Annotated in this window: 13 protein-coding genes and 1 pseudogene; 3 read left to right on the forward strand and 11 right to left on the reverse strand. The window is 61.9% G+C overall.

Annotated elements, in window-relative coordinates:
- Nucleotides 1-85 precede the first annotated feature (85 nt).
- Genes CKW11_RS07290 through CKW11_RS07310 form a run of 5 tightly spaced genes read right to left on the reverse strand, consistent with a single transcriptional unit; the run spans nt 86 to nt 5,474 of the window.
- Nucleotides 86-1,087, reverse strand: a complete 1,002-nt coding sequence (locus CKW11_RS07290) for a MoxR family ATPase (RefSeq protein WP_095137013.1) — start codon at nt 1,085-1,087, stop codon at nt 86-88.
- The gene (locus CKW11_RS07295; RefSeq protein ID WP_095137014.1) at nt 1,084-2,247 is read right to left on the reverse strand and encodes a DUF4350 domain-containing protein; all 1,164 of its coding nucleotides are present in this window, start codon (nt 2,245-2,247) and stop codon (nt 1,084-1,086) included. The genes CKW11_RS07290 and CKW11_RS07295 overlap by 4 nt, the downstream gene beginning before the upstream one ends.
- Entirely contained in the window at nt 2,244-3,788 is a 1,545-nt protein-coding gene (locus tag CKW11_RS07300) for a DUF4129 domain-containing protein (protein ID WP_095137015.1), read from the reverse strand. Before CKW11_RS07300 ends, CKW11_RS07295 begins: the two co-directional genes overlap by 4 nt.
- Nucleotides 3,775-4,752, reverse strand: coding sequence for a stage II sporulation protein M (locus CKW11_RS07305; protein WP_095137016.1), 978 nt, complete (start codon nt 4,750-4,752; stop codon nt 3,775-3,777). Before CKW11_RS07305 ends, CKW11_RS07300 begins: the two co-directional genes overlap by 14 nt.
- A complete protein-coding gene (locus tag CKW11_RS07310) occupies nt 4,749-5,474 on the reverse strand; it encodes an RDD family protein (protein ID WP_095137017.1) in 726 nt (241 codons plus the stop codon). Before CKW11_RS07310 ends, CKW11_RS07305 begins: the two co-directional genes overlap by 4 nt.
- Before the next feature lie 181 nt (nt 5,475-5,655).
- Here CKW11_RS07310 and sbcB point away from each other — a divergent pair, with 181 nt between their 5' ends.
- Nucleotides 5,656-7,086 (forward strand): exodeoxyribonuclease I, encoded by a 1,431-nt coding sequence (sbcB, locus tag CKW11_RS07315; RefSeq protein ID WP_095137018.1) that lies wholly within the window; start codon nt 5,656-5,658, stop codon nt 7,084-7,086.
- Nucleotides 7,087-7,189: 103 nt separating this feature from the next.
- On the opposite strand, the gene mvaT is transcribed toward sbcB, so the two are convergent.
- A complete protein-coding gene (gene mvaT, locus CKW11_RS07320; protein ID WP_003227581.1) occupies nt 7,190-7,567 on the reverse strand; it encodes a histone-like nucleoid-structuring protein MvaT in 378 nt (125 codons plus the stop codon).
- Nucleotides 7,568-7,905: 338 nt separating this feature from the next.
- Here mvaT and purU point away from each other — a divergent pair, with 338 nt between their 5' ends.
- Nucleotides 7,906-8,754, forward strand: a complete 849-nt coding sequence (gene purU / locus CKW11_RS07330; protein ID WP_003227580.1) for a formyltetrahydrofolate deformylase — start codon at nt 7,906-7,908, stop codon at nt 8,752-8,754.
- 328 nt (nt 8,755-9,082) lie between these two features.
- Here the strand turns inward: purU and CKW11_RS07335 are convergent, their stop codons facing one another.
- The 5 genes and pseudogenes from CKW11_RS07335 to CKW11_RS29050 all read right to left on the reverse strand — a co-directional run.
- On the reverse strand, nt 9,083-10,078 hold the full coding sequence (locus CKW11_RS07335) for a lysylphosphatidylglycerol synthase transmembrane domain-containing protein (protein ID WP_095137020.1): 996 nt from the start codon (nt 10,076-10,078) through the stop codon (nt 9,083-9,085).
- Nucleotides 10,075-10,851, reverse strand: coding sequence for a DUF2334 domain-containing protein (locus CKW11_RS07340; protein ID WP_095137021.1), 777 nt, complete (start codon nt 10,849-10,851; stop codon nt 10,075-10,077). Before CKW11_RS07340 ends, CKW11_RS07335 begins: the two co-directional genes overlap by 4 nt.
- Nucleotides 10,844-11,956, reverse strand: coding sequence for a glycosyltransferase family 1 protein (locus CKW11_RS07345; protein ID WP_095137388.1), 1,113 nt, complete (start codon nt 11,954-11,956; stop codon nt 10,844-10,846). Before CKW11_RS07345 ends, CKW11_RS07340 begins: the two co-directional genes overlap by 8 nt.
- A 388-nt stretch (nt 11,957-12,344) precedes the next feature.
- Entirely contained in the window at nt 12,345-13,109 is a 765-nt protein-coding gene (locus CKW11_RS29045) for a methyl-accepting chemotaxis protein (RefSeq protein WP_371917866.1), read from the reverse strand.
- A 93-nt stretch (nt 13,110-13,202) separates the two neighbouring features.
- Nucleotides 13,203-14,234, reverse strand: a pseudogene (locus tag CKW11_RS29050) (cache domain-containing protein); the annotation flags it as partial.
- A 186-nt stretch (nt 14,235-14,420) separates the two neighbouring features.
- On the opposite strand from CKW11_RS29050, the gene CKW11_RS07355 reads away from it, so the two are divergent.
- The gene (locus CKW11_RS07355; protein ID WP_095137023.1) at nt 14,421-15,908 is read left to right on the forward strand and encodes a helicase HerA-like domain-containing protein; all 1,488 of its coding nucleotides are present in this window, start codon (nt 14,421-14,423) and stop codon (nt 15,906-15,908) included.
- Nucleotides 15,909-15,959: the final 51 nt, after the last annotated feature.

The following is a 15,959-nucleotide window of genomic DNA, read 5'->3' on the forward strand; positions in this document are numbered from 1 at the left end:
TCGCAGCCTGCGGCAGCTCCTACATAGAGCGCGATCCCCTGTAGGAGCTGCCGAAGGCTGCGATCTTTCGATCTTTTCTGGATCCTCACAAGCGTGGCGCCGGCACTTGGTCGAGCAGTTGCTGCAGCACCTGATCGACCTGCAGACCTTCGATGTCCAGCTCCGGCGCCACCCGCACCCGATGACGCAGCACTGATAGCGCGCAGCCCTTGATGTCATCGGGGATCACGAACTCGCCGCCGCGCAGCAACGCGCGCGCGCGGGCGCATCGCACCAGCGCAATCGAGGCACGCGGCCCGGCGCCGAGGCTCAGACCGGGCCAGGAACGGGTGCTGCGCGCCAGCCGCACCGCGTAATCGAGCACCTGATCGTCGATCGGCAGGTCGCTGGCGATGCGTTGCAGGGCTTGCACGTCCCTGGCTTGCAGGACAGTACGCAACGGCTGCACATCAAGCATGTCGGCGCGGGTCGAGCGGCTGACCTGACGCACCATGTTCAACTCCTGCTCGGCCTCCGGGTAATCCATGCGCACCTTGAGCATGAAACGGTCGAGTTCGGCTTCCGGCAGTGGATAAGTGCCTTCCTGCTCGATCGGGTTCTGGGTGGCGAGCACCATGAACGGCTGGGCGATCGGCAGCGCCCGGCCTTCGAGGGTGACCTGGCGCTCCTGCATCGCTTCGAGCAACGCCGCCTGGGTTTTTGCCGGGGCACGGTTGATCTCGTCGGCCAGCAGCAGGTTGGTGAACAGCGGCCCCTTGCGCAGCTTGAACTGCTCGGTGTGCAGGTCGTACACCGCGTGGCCGGTGACGTCGCTGGGCATCAGGTCCGGGGTGAACTGGATGCGCGCGAACTCGCCGCCGAAGCAGCGCGCCAGCGCCCGTACCAGCAAGGTCTTGCCCAGCCCCGGAACGCCCTCAAGCAGCACGTGACCGCCGGCGATCAGCGCGGTCAGCACATCGTCGATCACGCTGTTCTGGCCGATCAGGGCCTTCTGCAATTCGCCGCGCAGCGCTTGCGCCAACTGGCTGGCACGCTGGCGTTGCTGGGCGGCGTGGCTGGCGCTGCCGGGCTCGATCTGTTCACTCATAGCGTGTTCCTCAAGGTTTGCAGGTGGGCCACCTGGCGACTGAAATCGGCGCTGCTCATGCGCTGTTTCGGCACTGGGCTCAGCGCCTGACTGATGGCGCGGGTCGGCTGGCGGGTCAGGCGCGACAGCACCAGCCATTGCTCGGCCACATTCAACTGGTCGAAGCCGGGATGGCGTTGTCGGGCACGGCGCAGCACGTCCTGTTGCAGGGATTGCAACAGCGTGTGCTGACCGTTGTGGCGCAGGATGAAATCGGCGCTGGCGCGCAGGTGTTCCTGCAACTGCCGGCGGCCATTCGGGGCGGGTGCCTGCAGTGGCCCATGGCGCATAGCTACGTGCCACAGGCCGAGGCCGATCAGCGCCAGCAGGGCAACGATGGCTTGCGGGAAGTAACGCCAGAGCAAGGTCAGCAGACCATCGTGCGCCGTGTTGAAAATCAGCGTGACGTCGGTGTCGGCGCTCAGGTACCAGAGCAGCCAGGCGTTGTCGTGCTTGCTGATGGCCGGGGTCTTCCACAGTTCGGCATCGGTGACCACGGTGATCGAGCCGAGGCCGTACGGCAGTTGCATCATGTGCGTGGCCTTGGCGCTGTTGGCCCAGGCCTGGGCGAGATTCTTCGGGTCTTCCAGATGGAACGCGGTGTCGAAACCGGCGTAGGCCGGGGCGTCCTCGTCTTCCAGGTAGAGCTTGGTCAGATTCGGGTACGGATCATCGGTCAGTTCTGCCGGCGGCTCCTTGAGGTCCTTGCTCAGGGACTGCTGCAACTGCACTCGATCCAGCAACAGATCATCGCTTTGTCTGGCCTGCTTGTCCCACAGCGCTTCGGCCACGAACACCAGGCGCCCACCGGCGCGGGCCCAGTTCAACACCTGATCGACCTCACGCGGGGTCATGCGCGAACGTTCGCCGAATAACAGCAGGGTGTGCCGACGCGGATCGATCTCCGGCAGCACCGCCAGCGTTTCGGCCTGGCCGACATTCAGGCCGCGTTCACGCAAAAACATCTCTGCCGCCAGATAAGGATTGGCCTGCGCCAGGGGCGAAGGACCGTGATCGATCACTTCCTGATAGGGCCGGGCCTTGAGGTACAGATAAACGCTCAACGCCGCGAGCAGGGCGACGATCAGCCCGCCGAGCAGCCATGCGTTGCGCCGGTTCAAGCGCGCGCTCCATGGTCGAACAGGGCGCGCCAGCCGTCACACAGTTCCTGTTGCAGATGCGCCGCCGGCACGCGATGCCCGTAGGCCATGTTCTGCCAGTGCTGTGTCAGGGTGCGACTGAACGCCAGCAGTTCCGGGCGCTGCAATTGCTCGACCCGCAGCAGTACCTGATGCTCGGTGTCGGCAGGTTTCAAAGTCAGGTCGAAGTCGTGCAGCAGACGGCTGAGCAACCCGCGATAGAGCAGGCCCAGCGCGGCGCGCGGCTGGGTGTGCCAGAGTTGTTCGGCACTGGCGGCGATGTCGTCGGGCAGGGTTTGCGGGCTCAGGTCCAGGCCAAACGCTTGCTGCGGTAGCGGTGGCCTGACCCGGGCGGGCAACTTCGGGCGGCGACTGACGAAGGTGCTCAGGAATTCGCGATAGCGCCAGATCAGCCAGCCGACTGCGGCGATCAACGCTCCCCACAACAACACTTCAATCAGGCCGGCCAGCGCATTGAAGCGCTGACTGTCCAGCCAGCCGAGCAGGGTTTTCAGCCATTGCGGTGCCTCGCCGGGTTTGCCCTCGGACGGGGCTGGCGGGTCGTCGCCAAAGCGATAGCGGGTCACGCTTTCCTTGTTCTTGAACGGCGGTTGTTCGAGCAGCGTCTTGATGCTGTCATGCGCAGCCTGACTGGTCAGCGGCTGATTCAGCAGGCGGGGTGCTTCCGGGGTGTTTGCCGGCGCATCCGCCCACGCCGGTGGCACCGCTGGCAGCAACAGACAGATAACCAGCAGCAGGCCCAGAGCGCTGCTGTTCAGGCGCTGGCGCAAACGGCGGAACACCAGTTCGATGTCCCACGCTTCCAGTGCCGTGCGCCGGTTCAGGTACAGGCTGAAACCGCAGGCGACATAAATCGGTTCCCAGACCACCAGCACCAACGCGTAGAAGGCGTTGGTCAGGTGCTCCAGCCAACGCCAATGGTGATCGGCATCGAGGATCAGTGATTGCCAGTCCCAATCGGTTTCAATCTGCTGTGGCAGGAGCATGTAGAACAGCACCATCAGGCCGATCCACAGCGCGGTCTCCAGATGCATGCCGATGATCGTCAGCCATTGCGCGGCGCCGGCATTGCGTTGCAGCAACACCTGCAAGCGTTGCTGGCGGGCCGTGCCGTCGAGGCCTTCGAGTTGCAGCACCGGCAGCAGGAAGCTGCGACTCAGGCTCAGCCGGCGCCAGGTCAGGCTGGCCAGCAGTTGCGGCTTGAGCAGCCGTGGAAATTCGCTCAGGGCCTGTTGCAGCGTCGGTGTTTCGCCGAACAGGGCCTTGGACAGGATGTACAGCGGCAGGCGTTCGTACGCCGGTTTCAGCCACCAGAAAATGAATACCGCCAGCGACGGCGAATCCCACAGCAACAACGTCAGTACGGCGAACAGCGGCAGGGTGACGATGGCCCAACTGGTCATCAACAGGCGCCGGTGCTGCTGACTCATGAGCACGCCCAGGTCCATGGCTTCCCAACTGCTGCGCGGGCGGATCGCCACGGTGGCATCACTCAGGCGCATGGCGTGTCCTTCCGGCGAACAACAGATAGGCCGCCACTGCGAGCCACAGCGCGGCACCAACCGCATATTTGATCGGCGGTGTGACCCCGGTCTTCGACGACCAGTACGCTTCGATGAACGCCGCGATCAGCAGGAACAGCATGACCCCGCAGACCAGCAGCACGCTTATGCGCGCCGCCTCCACCAGCGCTTCACCACGGGTAAGCCGCCCCGGTGCAATCACCGCCCAGCCGAGTTTCAGCCCTGCCGCACCCGCCAGGGCAATGGCCGTCAGCTCGAAGGCGCCGTGGCCGATCACGAACGACCAGAACGTCTGGCCAAAACCGATCTCGGTCAGGTGCCCGGCCAATGCGCCGATGACCAGCCCGTTGTAGAACAGGAAAAACGCACTGCCCACGCCCAACAGCAAACCGCTGGCGAAGGTCTGGAAGGCGATGCCGATGTTGTGCATCACGTAATAGCCGAACATCACCCAGTCTTCGCTGGACGCCCGTTCGGCCGAGCGCCCGAGGTGCCCGGCCACGGAGTCGTACATGCTTTGCATGTCGCGCACCTGGTCGGCGGGGATCAGGTTGTAGACCAGTTCGGGAAAGGCATACACCAGCAAGGCAAAGCCGATCAGGCTGCCGAAAAACACCAGGCCGGCGGCCAGCACGAACGGCCATTCGGCGCGCACCAGTCGGGGGAAGTCAGCGAGGATGAACCCCAGCAGATTGGCGCCGAAGCGACTGCGGTGCCGATAGAGTTGCTGGTGCCCGCGCAACACCAGTTGTTGCAGCGAGTCGATCAGAAAACTGCTGTAGCCACGCTCCTGTGCCAGCGCCAGATGCTGGCACAGGCGTCGATAAGCCTTGGGGAAAGCGGCCACCTGCGAGGTGTCCTTGCCATGTTCGAGGCGTTCGAGGGCCAGGGTGAAACGCTCCCATTCGGCCTTGTGGCGAGCTTCGAAAAGACTCTGCTTCATGTCGGCCCCAACAAACCGCGGGCAATGCCGTTGAGTTCACTGACCGCTTTGGGTGCCGAAATGCGCAGCGGTTGGGCGAGCAGGGCGGCCAGCTCGTTGACCCGCGCCGGCGACAATTCAGCCTGACGTTCAGCAAAGGCAAGCAGCGCGCGTTGTTCGCCGAGGTTGAGCGGAACCGGTGAACTTCGCGGCAGGGCGTCGGGCAGTTGCGGGCGCGCGAGTGGGCGTTCGCTGTAGACCACCAGGGTGCCGGCGGCGATATCGCCGAGGCGTTTGAAGGTGGGATGTTGCAGGCAACTGATGGCGCCAAAGCAATAACCGAACGGCAGCAGATCGACAAAACGCAGCAGGTTGCGCAGCAGCGAGGCCGACCAGCCGATCGGTGTGCCGTCATCGTGAATCACCCGCAGGCCCATCCATTGCTTGCCCGGCGAGCGGCCCTGATGCAGCACTTCGAACAGCACCATGTACCACCAGCTGACGGCAAACAGCAGCAACGAGCCCAGGCCCATACCGAGCTGACCTAGAAACGCCAGCACCAGAAACAGCACGCCGAGGATGGCCCCGCGAATGCCCAGGTCGATGCCGAAGGCGAGGCTGCGCACCATCAGACCGGCCGGGCGCAGCGGCAGGTCGATGCCCTCAGGGGTTTCCACTTGATAGCGGGTATCGAGTGGCGGGGTCAGCGGTGCTTTCCGTGGCAGTGCTGTGTTCTCGAGCATGGGCTACCTGATGGGGCCGGATCGGGATGCGAAGTCCGTCCGATGCTAGCAGCCTCTTGGGGGAAAACGACATAACTATGTATTGCACCGCGTGTGGCGCACGCGGGTTGAATGACACAGCGCTGGCCGCGATGGCGGTTCAACGCCTAGACTTTGCCGATCTTCAGTTCAGGAACCGCCCGTGACTTCAATCTTCTGGTACGACTACGAGACCACCGGCATCAATCCGCGCAACGACCGCCCGCTGCAGGTCGCCGGGATTCGCACCGACCATGACCTCAATGAAATCGACGAACCGGTCAACCTATACTGCCAGCCCAGCGAAGACATCCTGCCGCATCCGGCAGCGTGCGCCATTACCGGGATCACCCCGAGCTGTCTCGCCGAGCAGGGCTTGAGTGAAGCCGACTTTGTGACCCGCGTACACGCGCAATTGGCGGCGCCCGGCACTTGCGGTGCGGGTTACAACACCCTGCGTTTCGACGACGAGATGACCCGCTACAGCCTGTACCGCAACTTCTTTGACCCCTATGCCCGTGAATGGCAGGGCGGCAACAGTCGCTGGGACCTGATCGATGTGGTGCGCGCCGCGTATGCGTTGCGCCCGGATGGCCTGGTCTGGCCAACCGATGACGAAGGCAAGGTGACCCTCAAGCTCGAACGCCTGACGGTCGCCAACAACATCGACCACGGGCATGCCCACGAAGCGCTCTCGGACGTGCGCGCAACCATCGCGCTGGCGCGGTTGATCCGCCAGAAACAGCCGAAGTTGTACGACTGGCTGTTTCAACTGCGCAGCAAACAGAAGGTCATGGATCAGATTCGTCTGTTGCAGCCGCTGGTGCATATCTCCGGGCGCTTTTCGGCGGCGCGGCACTATGTCGGTGTGGTGCTGCCATTGGCCTGGCATCCGCGCAATCGCAATGCACTGATCGTCTGTGACCTGCACCTCGATCCGCAAGGCCTGCTGGATCTGGACGCTGAAACCCTGCGCCAGCGCCTGTACACCCGCCGCGATGACCTTGCCGAGGGTGAACTGCCGGTGCCGCTGAAACTGATTCACATCAATCGCTGCCCGGTGGTGGCGCCGTTGTCGGTGTTGCGGGCCGACGATCAGCAGCGCCTTGGGTTGGACATGGCGCTCTACCAGGCACGTGCACTGCGGCTAAGTGACGCACAACAAGTTTGGAAAGATAAAGTTACGGCAATTTATGCCAGCGAAGACTTCACCCCGAGTGAAGACCCGGAACAGCAGTTGTACGATGGATTTATCGGTGATCGCGATCGGCGTCTATGCGAGCAAGTGAGGACAGCAGATCCGGCGCAATTAGCGCAAGAGCACTGGCCGTTCGATGACGAACGTCTGCCGGAATTACTCTTTCGATATCGCGCACGCAACTTTCCCGATACGTTGAATTCCGAGGAGCAAGAACGCTGGAGAATATTCTGCCAGCAGCGTTTGTCCGAGCCGCAAATGGGGGCGCCTAATACCCTGCAATCTTTTGCCGAAGCCGCGCAGCAATGGGCGCTTAGTGCTACGCCGATACAGAATCAAGTGCTCAATGAGTGGCAGAATTATGTCCAGGCATTGCGCAAACGTTTGAATCTTTGAAATCGAACATAGTGTGCCCATGAAATGTCGGGCATAAAAAAACGCCAGCGCAGGCTGGCGTTTTTCATGGGCCGCAGAAGCAGTCTGCGACCGGCGTTGTGGCTTAGCCCAGCAGGGTAGCCCAGCCTTCAACCACGTCACCGCCCCACTTGGCTTTCCACTCTTTCAGAGTCTTGTGGTTGCCACCTTTGGTTTCGATGACTTCACCGTTGTGCGGGTTTTTGTATTGTTTAACTTTGCGCGCGCGCTTGGTGCCGGTAGTTTTTACTGCGGCGCCACGGGTGCCTTTGGTTTTCGATTCCGGATCCAGCAGGGCGATGATGTCGCGCAGGGATTTGGAGTATTCGCCCATCAGGGTGCGCAGTTTGCCTTCGAATTCCAGCTCGGCTTGCAATTTGTCGTCTTGCGACAGGTTTTTCAAACGGGCCTGCAGCTCTTTGATGGCTTCTTCGGTGGCGCGATATTCGTTGATCAAGGACATGGTAACTACCTTATGCGGATGTGTTGAATGGCAGGGGGACAGTGCCGCAATAATAGTCAGGCTGTTTCATCAAGTAAACATTTAAGCGGATTTTTTATTTGAATTAGTTACGTCAAATAACCGGTAAATTGAATGGTCATTTAAATAATGTGATGCAGTCATCACGATTATTCACAATTATCGGGTCGAACAGCATCACTGGTGCGTCATCGCTGCGGCTTGCGCCACGCTCAACTGCCGTGAACCGCATCTTCTGCGGTGCGTGCTCATCAATACTGCAGTTTTCGCGCACAATCGCTAGAATGGCCGCCTTTGCGAAGTTCTGGAGTTTCCCCCTCATGCGCACCTTTCGGTTGGTGATTTCTTGCCCTGACCGCGTTGGCATCGTTGCCAAAGTCAGTAACTTTCTGGCATCCCACAACGGCTGGATCACCGAAGCGAGCCACCACTCGGATAATCAGAACGGCTGGTTCTTCATGCGTCACGAGATCCGCGCCGATTCGCTGCCGTTCGGTATTGAAGTGCTGCGCGAGAAGTTTGCGCCGATCGCCGAAGAGTTCTCGATGGACTGGCGTATTACCGACACCGAGCAGAAGAAACGCGTGGTGCTGATGGCCAGCCGCGAGTCTCACTGCCTGGCCGACTTGCTGCACCGCTGGCACAGCGACGAGCTCGATTGCGAAATCTCCTGTGTGATTTCCAACCATAACGACCTGCGCAGCATGGTCGAGTGGCACGGCATTCCTTATTACCACGTCCCGGTCAACCCGCAGGACAAGGAGCCGGCCTTCGCCGAAGTCTCGCGTCTGGTCAAACAGCACGATGCCGAAGTGGTGGTACTGGCGCGCTACATGCAGATCCTGCCGCCGGCGCTGTGCCGCGAATACGCGCACAAGGTGATCAACATTCACCACAGCTTCCTGCCATCGTTCGTAGGTGCCAAGCCGTATCACCAGGCGTCGCTGCGCGGCGTGAAGCTGATCGGCGCGACCTGCCACTACGTGACCGAAGAGCTGGACGCCGGTCCGATCATCGAGCAGGACGTGGTACGCGTCAGCCACAGCGACAGCATCGAAGACATGGTGCGTTTCGGTCGTGACGTCGAGAAGATGGTGTTGGCCCGTGGCCTGCGTTATCACCTCGAAGACCGCGTGCTGGTGCACGGCAACAAGACCGTGGTGTTCTGATCGAACCCACGCGTACTTGAATAAAGAAGGGCCTGGGCGTTCAATCGTCCCAGGCCCTTTTTTCGTTTCCGCCCTTGAGGAACTGCCCGTGAGCGACCCATTGGATAAAGCCACTTCAAAAGCGCCTGCCACTCTGGGGGAGGGCTGTCTGAGCCGCTACGATCCGGATGACCTAAGCCCGGAGGATGGCACCGAGTTTCCCGGGGCTGCCGAGCTATGGGAACAGGTGAAACCCGAGCCGGAGGGAGAGGCCTGAAAAGATCGCAGCCTGCGGCAGCTCCTACATTGAAATGCGATCCCCTGTAGGAGCTGCCGCAGGCTGCGATCTTTAGGCTTGTCGAATCTTCAGCAGCTTCTTGAGCAATGGCCGCCCGAGCATCAATAGAAACACCGGCCCGCCCACCACCAGATAGAAATAGAACGTCACCACCCGCCAGATCAGGATCGCCGCCGCTGCAGTGGATTTGCCGACCATCGGCGCCAGCAGCGCCGCCGAGGTCAGCTCTGCGGCGCCCGCGCCACCGGGCAGCAGGCTCATTTGACCAGCCCCCAGCGACAGCATCTGCACCAGAAAACTCCAGGCCCACTGCAGGTCCGCGCCCAGTCCGCGCAGGGCCAGATACAACACGCTGTAGCGCAGCAGCCAGTGCATGCAGGTCAGGGCGAACACCTTGACCAGGGTTTGCCACGGCAACTTGAGTGTGTCGATAAACGCGTCGAGAAAATGCAGCAGCTTGCGTGCCCAGCGCCGACGCGTGGCCGGTTGCACGTTGAGGCGGGCGAGCAGGCGTCCGCTCAGAAGGATCAGGCGACGGTGGTAGCGCGCCAGCAGCACGCAACTGAACAGCCCACCGAACAGCGACACGGCGCTGACCATCAGCAACCACTCCAGGCGGTCACTGAGATGCTGAAACAACGCGTAAATCAGGATGCCGCTCAGGGCGCAGAGAAAGAACAGCAGATCACTCAGCTGATCCATGGCAAACACCGCGCTGCCCCGGGCCGGGCGCACGCCGCAGCGCGCCAGCAAGGCCATGATCGTCAGCGGCCCGCCACTGCCGCCGGGGGTGGCGCAATAGGCAAACTCGGCGGCCATGACCACGCCGAGGCTTTTCAGCGGCGTGACCCGTTCGCGCTGATCACCCAGCAGCAGGCGCAAACGCAGGGTGTTGATGCCCCAGCAGAGCAGGATCATGCCGAACATGATCAGCAGCCAGTGCAGCGGAAAATTCTGCAGCCGCGCACCGATCTCGCCGCCGCCGAGCAGCACGGGAATCAGCACGGCGGCGAGCAGGCCGATCAACAGCACAATGCCGCGACTCATGCAGCGCGCTCCATTCGCTTGCGTTGCCGGATGAGCCAGTCGATTTTGTTCATGGGCGTGCGTCCTTCTGCCAGCAGCCGTTCAAGGGTTTGCAGCCAGTAATCACGCGCGAAGGCGTGGCGCATGTCTACCGGGTGCAAGCCTAGACGAATCACCGCGGCGTCGCGCCACTGCTGTTCGCGTTGCTCGCTGACGATTTTTGACAGGCCCCGCCGCCAGGCACTGCGCGCACTCCAGACCAGGCCCGGGGCGTTGACGGCGGTGAAATCCGGTAATTGATAAAGATGTTGCGGGTCGCTGGTGTAGCTCAATGGCGTTTCGCGAAGGGCCTGACGCGTGCCCTCGCTCATCAGCCATGCCGGGGCGACGAAGCCGTGCAACGGCCAGTCATTGCGCCGGAACAGTTCGATGCCGTCGCGCAGGCGAGCCAGCGCAGCTTCGCAGGACAGGCGATAAAACTCCCCTTCGTGGGTGTAGATTCGGCGCATGAACCAGTCGCGGGGCGTGGCTGGCGCTGGCTCGCGGTCCTCATGGTAATAGCCGTGCAAGGCCATTTCATCGCCACGGGCCAGCCGCTCGCCGAGCATTCGGCAGAACGCGGGATGCTCCTCGAGTGCGTCGTGGCCATGGAAATCCGGAACGACCAACCAGGTCATCGGCACGTCACCCATTGCGTCTACCGCCTCGACAAACGGCCGATAATCCGCCCACGTCGACGGCGCCACGTCGTGTAGCACCAGCAGCACTGCGCGGTCATTCAAGGAATCAGCCATTGGCCACCCTTGGCAGCGAGTGACCGAGCACCGCGTGGTAATGGCCGAGCAGGCTGTCGACCACGCAGTCCCAGGAATAACGCCGTTCGACATGTTGCCGCGCCTGTTGGCCGAGTTTCACGCAGCCGCGACTGAACAGCTCGCGCACGGCATTGGCCATGGCTTGCGGGTTGTTCGGTGCGCAGAGCAAGCCGCAGTCGTCGGCGACGATCTCTTCAAACGCCCCGGCCGCCACCGCGACCACCGGAATCCCGCAGGCCATGGCTTCGAGGATCACCAGACCGAAGGTTTCCTGATCGCCGGCATGGATCAGGGCATCAGCGCTGGCCATCAACCGGGCGACGGTGGGCGCCGGGCAGAAGGAGTCGATCACGCTGACATTGTCCGGAACCACGGCCGGCATCGACGAGCCAACCAGCAGCAGGTGGTAGCGTGGGCCGAGGCGCTGCATGCATTTGAGCAGCACCGGCAGGTTCTTCTCTTTGGAACCGCGCCCGGCAAAGATCAGCAGCCGGGTGTCTTCGGCAATCCCCAGTTCGGCGCGCAGGCCGTTATCGCGGGCGTCAGGGTGAAAGGTTTGCAAGTCCACCCCCAATGGCTGCACGAAGACATTGCGCACTCCCAGACCGGTGAGCTTGTCCGCCATGACTTGGCTGGGCGCCAGCACTCGATCGAAGTTGCCATAGAGCTTGGTGACGTACGCCTCGACATTCGGCGTGACCCAATGGCCCATGCGATTGCTCGCCAGCAATGGCAGGTCCGAGTGATAAAAGCCGATCACCGGCACATCCAGTTGCCGTCGAGCGTCGAGCGCCGCCCAGGCTGTCAGGTACGGATCGCCGACTTCGATCAGATCCGGCTGCAAACCCTGCAGGACATTGCGCCACGGCGCGAGGCGCAACGGAAAGCGATAGCCTTTGCCGAAGGGCAGGGCGGGGGCGGGCACGGTGTAGATACCGTCGTTTTCACCGAAATGTGCGCCGGGGATCAGCAGGCTGTGACGAATGCCCGATTTGACGCCCAACCGGCGATGCTTGGCGTCCAGATAGGTACGTACGCCGCCGCTGGCCGGGGCGTAGAACATGGTGATGTCGGCGATATGCACAGTGATCAACCCTCCGCTGCGTTGCACTCCCTTGGTTGACCTTTATCCAGAATAGATGTTCGGTCGGGATTGCGCGGTGGGAGTGTCAGGGAGGTGTTGTTTTGTTTGACAGGACGCCTTCGCGAGCAAGCCCGCTCCCACAGGGATCTGCAGATGACACAGAGCCAATGTGGGAGAACAGGGGGGATGTCGGCGATATGCGCGGTGGGAGTGTCAGGGAGGTGTTGTGGTGTTTGACAGGACGCCTTCGCGAGCAAGCCCGCTCCCACAGGGATCTGCAAACGACACAGATCCCATGTGGGAGCAGGCTTGCTCTCACAAGGATATGCAAACAACACAGATCCAATGTGGGAGCGGGCTTGCTCGCGAAGAGGCCAGTGGCTGCGCCTTAAATCCTGAAGCTGCCGACCAGTTGCTTCAGACGCGCAGCCTGCTGCTCCAGATCCGAACACGCGCGCAAGGTCGCTTGCAGGTTCTCGACGCCTTCCTGGTTCAGCGTATTGATCTCGGTGATGTCGACGTTGATCGACTCGACCACCGCCGTCTGTTCCTCGGTCGCGGTCGCCACCGACTGGTTCATCCCGTCGATCTCGCCGATGCGCTGGGTCACGCTGTTGAGGCGTTCGCCGGCGAGGTTGGCGATTTCCACGCTGTCCTGGCTGTGGCGCTGGCTGTCGCTCATGGTGCTCACCGATTCACGGGCGCCGACCTGCAGCTCCTCGATCATGGTCTGCACCTGCTGCGCCGATTCCTGGGTGCGGTGCGCCAGGTTGCGCACTTCGTCGGCGACCACGGCAAAACCGCGTCCGGCTTCACCGGCACGCGCCGCTTCGATAGCGGCATTGAGCGCCAGCAGGTTGGTCTGCTGGGAGATGCTGGTGATCACTTCGAGGATCTGCCCGATGTTCACGGTTTTGCTGTTCAGCGACTCGATGTTGGTGCTGGAGGCGCTGAGCATGCTCGACAGTTGATTCATCGCCTTGATGCTGCGATCCACCACTTGCTGGCCGTCTTCGGCGAGGCCGCGGGCGTCACTGGCCTGGTTCGAGGCTTGCGCGGCGTTGCGGGCGATTTCCTGAGCGGCGGCGCCCAGTTGATTGATCGCGGCGGCGACGCTGCTGGTGCGCGAGGCTTGCTGGTCGGAGTTGTACATCGACGAGTTGGACGCCGCGACCACGCGCAGCGCAACCTCGTTGACCTGGCCGGTGGCCGACGACACTTCGCGGATCGAGCCGTGAATACGCTCGACGAAACGGTTGAATGCGGTACCCAGCACGCCGAATTCATCGTTATTGACGATGGTCAGGCGTTTGGTCAGGTCGCCTTCGCCATCGGCGATGTCTTCCATGGCGCGAGTCATGACGTGCAGTGGCTGGATCAGCAGGCGAATCAGCATGCCCAGCAGCGCGATGATGATCACCACCGCAATCACCGTGGCAATCACCGCCGAGGTGCGGAACTCACTGAGCATCGAGAAGGCTTTGTCCTTGTCCACCGACAGCCCGATGTACCAGTTGACCGACGGCAGGCCTTTGATCGGCGCGAAGCTGACGATGCGGGTCTTGCCATCGACGGTGATTTCACTGAAGTCGCTGCTGATGCGTGGGGTGTCCTGCGGATAGGCTTCTTTCAGTGACTTCATCACCAGTGCCTTGTCCGGGTGCACGAGGATTTTTCCGTCGGCGCTGACCAGGAAGGCATAGCCCATGCCGGAGAAGTCTCGCGCAGTCAGGGTGTCGACCAGGGTTTGCAGGCTCAGGTCGCCGCCCACCACGCCGACGCTCTGACCGGCCTTTTTCGAGGCGGTGGCAATGGAAATGATCAACTGCCCGGTGGCGGCGTCGATGTACGGTTCGGTCAGGGTCGATGCGCTGCTGCTCTCGGCACCTTTGTACCAAGGGCGCACTCGTGGGTCGAAACCGTCCGGCATCTTCACGTCCGGGCGGATGGTGAAGTGGCCGGTGGCATCGCCCAGGTAAGTGGCCATGAACGTCGAGGTCAGAGACTTCTGTTCCAGCAGGCTGGCGACGTTGGCCGGTTCCGGGTTGATGGCGATGTTCTGCGCGGCGTTCTCGACCAGCAGAATGCGCCCGTTGAGCCAGGTCTGGATGTTGTCGGCGGTGACTTCGCCCATCTCGTTGAGATAGTTGTTCAGGTCATCGCGGATCGCGTTGCGTTGCAGCCAGTCGTTGTACAGCGTGAACGAGGCGAAAGCGGCGATGACGATGAGGGCGGCGGCAAGCAAAATTTTATGGCTGAAGCGCAGGTTTTTGTTCATGGCTTGGGGTTCCGCTAAGGTCTTAATGTCCTGGGCGTGCTTTTATAAAGACGCGCAATATGGGCAAGGGTGAAACAAACTGATATTTCCGACTCTCCTTAGGGAAATGTCCGACCGACTTTTCAGTCAGGTTCTCGCCCTTAGCTATCGGCCACAACGGATTAAAGATTAACCATAGGTGACAAAATGCCTGACACATCGCAACTCGTTATTGGCGCCGATCTGGCGGGGCAACCGATTGCTCAGGCCATGCGCCTGGCTAACCGCCACGGGCTGATCGCCGGTGCGACCGGGACCGGCAAGACGGTGACTTTGCAACGCCTTGCCGAAGCGTTCAGTGACGCCGGGGTCGCGGTGTTCGCCGCCGACATCAAGGGCGACCTGTGCGGCCTCGGTGCCGCCGGCAATCCGCAGGGCAAAGTCGCCGAGCGCATCGCCGGGATGTCCTGGCTCGATCACAAGCCGCAGGCTTATCCGGTGACGCTGTGGGACATTCACGGGGAATCCGGTCATCCGTTGCGCACTACCTTGAGTGAAATGGGCCCGCTGCTGATCGGCAGTCTGCTGGAACTGACCGACAGCCAGCAGTCGGCGCTGTATGCGGCGTTTAAAGTGGCGGATCGCGAAGGTCTGTTGCTGCTGGACTTGAAAGACCTCAAGGCGCTGCTCAATCACCTCAAGGACAACCCGCAACTGTTGGGCGAAGACGCGGCGCTGATGACCACCGGTTCCAGTCAGGCACTGTTGCGCCGGCTGGCGACCCTGGAACAGCAGGGCGCTGAAGCCTTGTTCGGCGAACCGGCGCTGCAACTCGAAGACATTCTGCAACCGTCCGCCGATGGCCGTGGGCGTATTCATTTGCTCGATGCCAGCCGTCTGGTACACGAGGCGCCAAAGGTCTACGCGACGTTCCTGCTGTGGCTGCTGGCCGAGTTGTTCGAGCAGTTGCCGGAGCGCGGCGATGCCGAAAAACCGCTGCTGGCGCTGTTCTTCGATGAAGCGCATTTGCTCTTCGGCGATACGCCCAAGGCGCTGCAGGAGCGTCTGGAGCAGGTGGTGCGGCTGATTCGCTCGAAAGGTGTGGGGGTGTATTTCGTCACCCAGTCGCCGGGGGATTTGCCGGATAACGTGCTGGCACAACTTGGCCTGCGCATCCAGCACGGCTTGCGTGCGTTCACCGCCAAGGAACAGAAGTCCCTGCGGGCGGTGGCCGATGGTTTCCGGCCAAATCCGGCGTTCGACACCTTATCGGTGCTGACTGAGCTGGGTATCGGCGAAGCACTGGTCGGGACGTTGCAGGAAAAAGGCACGCCGGAGACGGTCCAGCGGGTGCTGGTGGCGCCGCCACAGTCGCGGATCGGGCCGTTGAGCGAAACCGAACGCACGATGCTGATCGCCGGGTCGCCGTTCAAGGGCCGTTATGACAAACCGATCGATCGTGAGTCGGCGTATGAAATCCTGATGGGCCGCAAGGATCTGGCGCCGGAGGCGGATGCGCCAGCGGGTAAGACGGCAGCCGAAGAGCCAAGCCTGGCTGATCGTGCCGGAGAGTTCCTGGGCACGGCGGCGGGGCAGGCGCTGAAGTCGGCGATGCGCCAGGCGGCCAACAATCTGGGCAAGCAACTGGTGCGCGGTTTGATGGGCTCGTTACTCGGCGGCAGCAAACGGCGTTGATCCAAACTGTGGGAGCGGGCTTGCTCGCGAAAGCGGTCTGCCAGTTAACAA

Origin of the sequence: Pseudomonas sp. Irchel s3a10 (genome assembly GCF_900187525.1) — a bacterium.
GTDB lineage: Bacteria > Pseudomonadota > Gammaproteobacteria > Pseudomonadales > Pseudomonadaceae > Aquipseudomonas > Aquipseudomonas koreensis_G.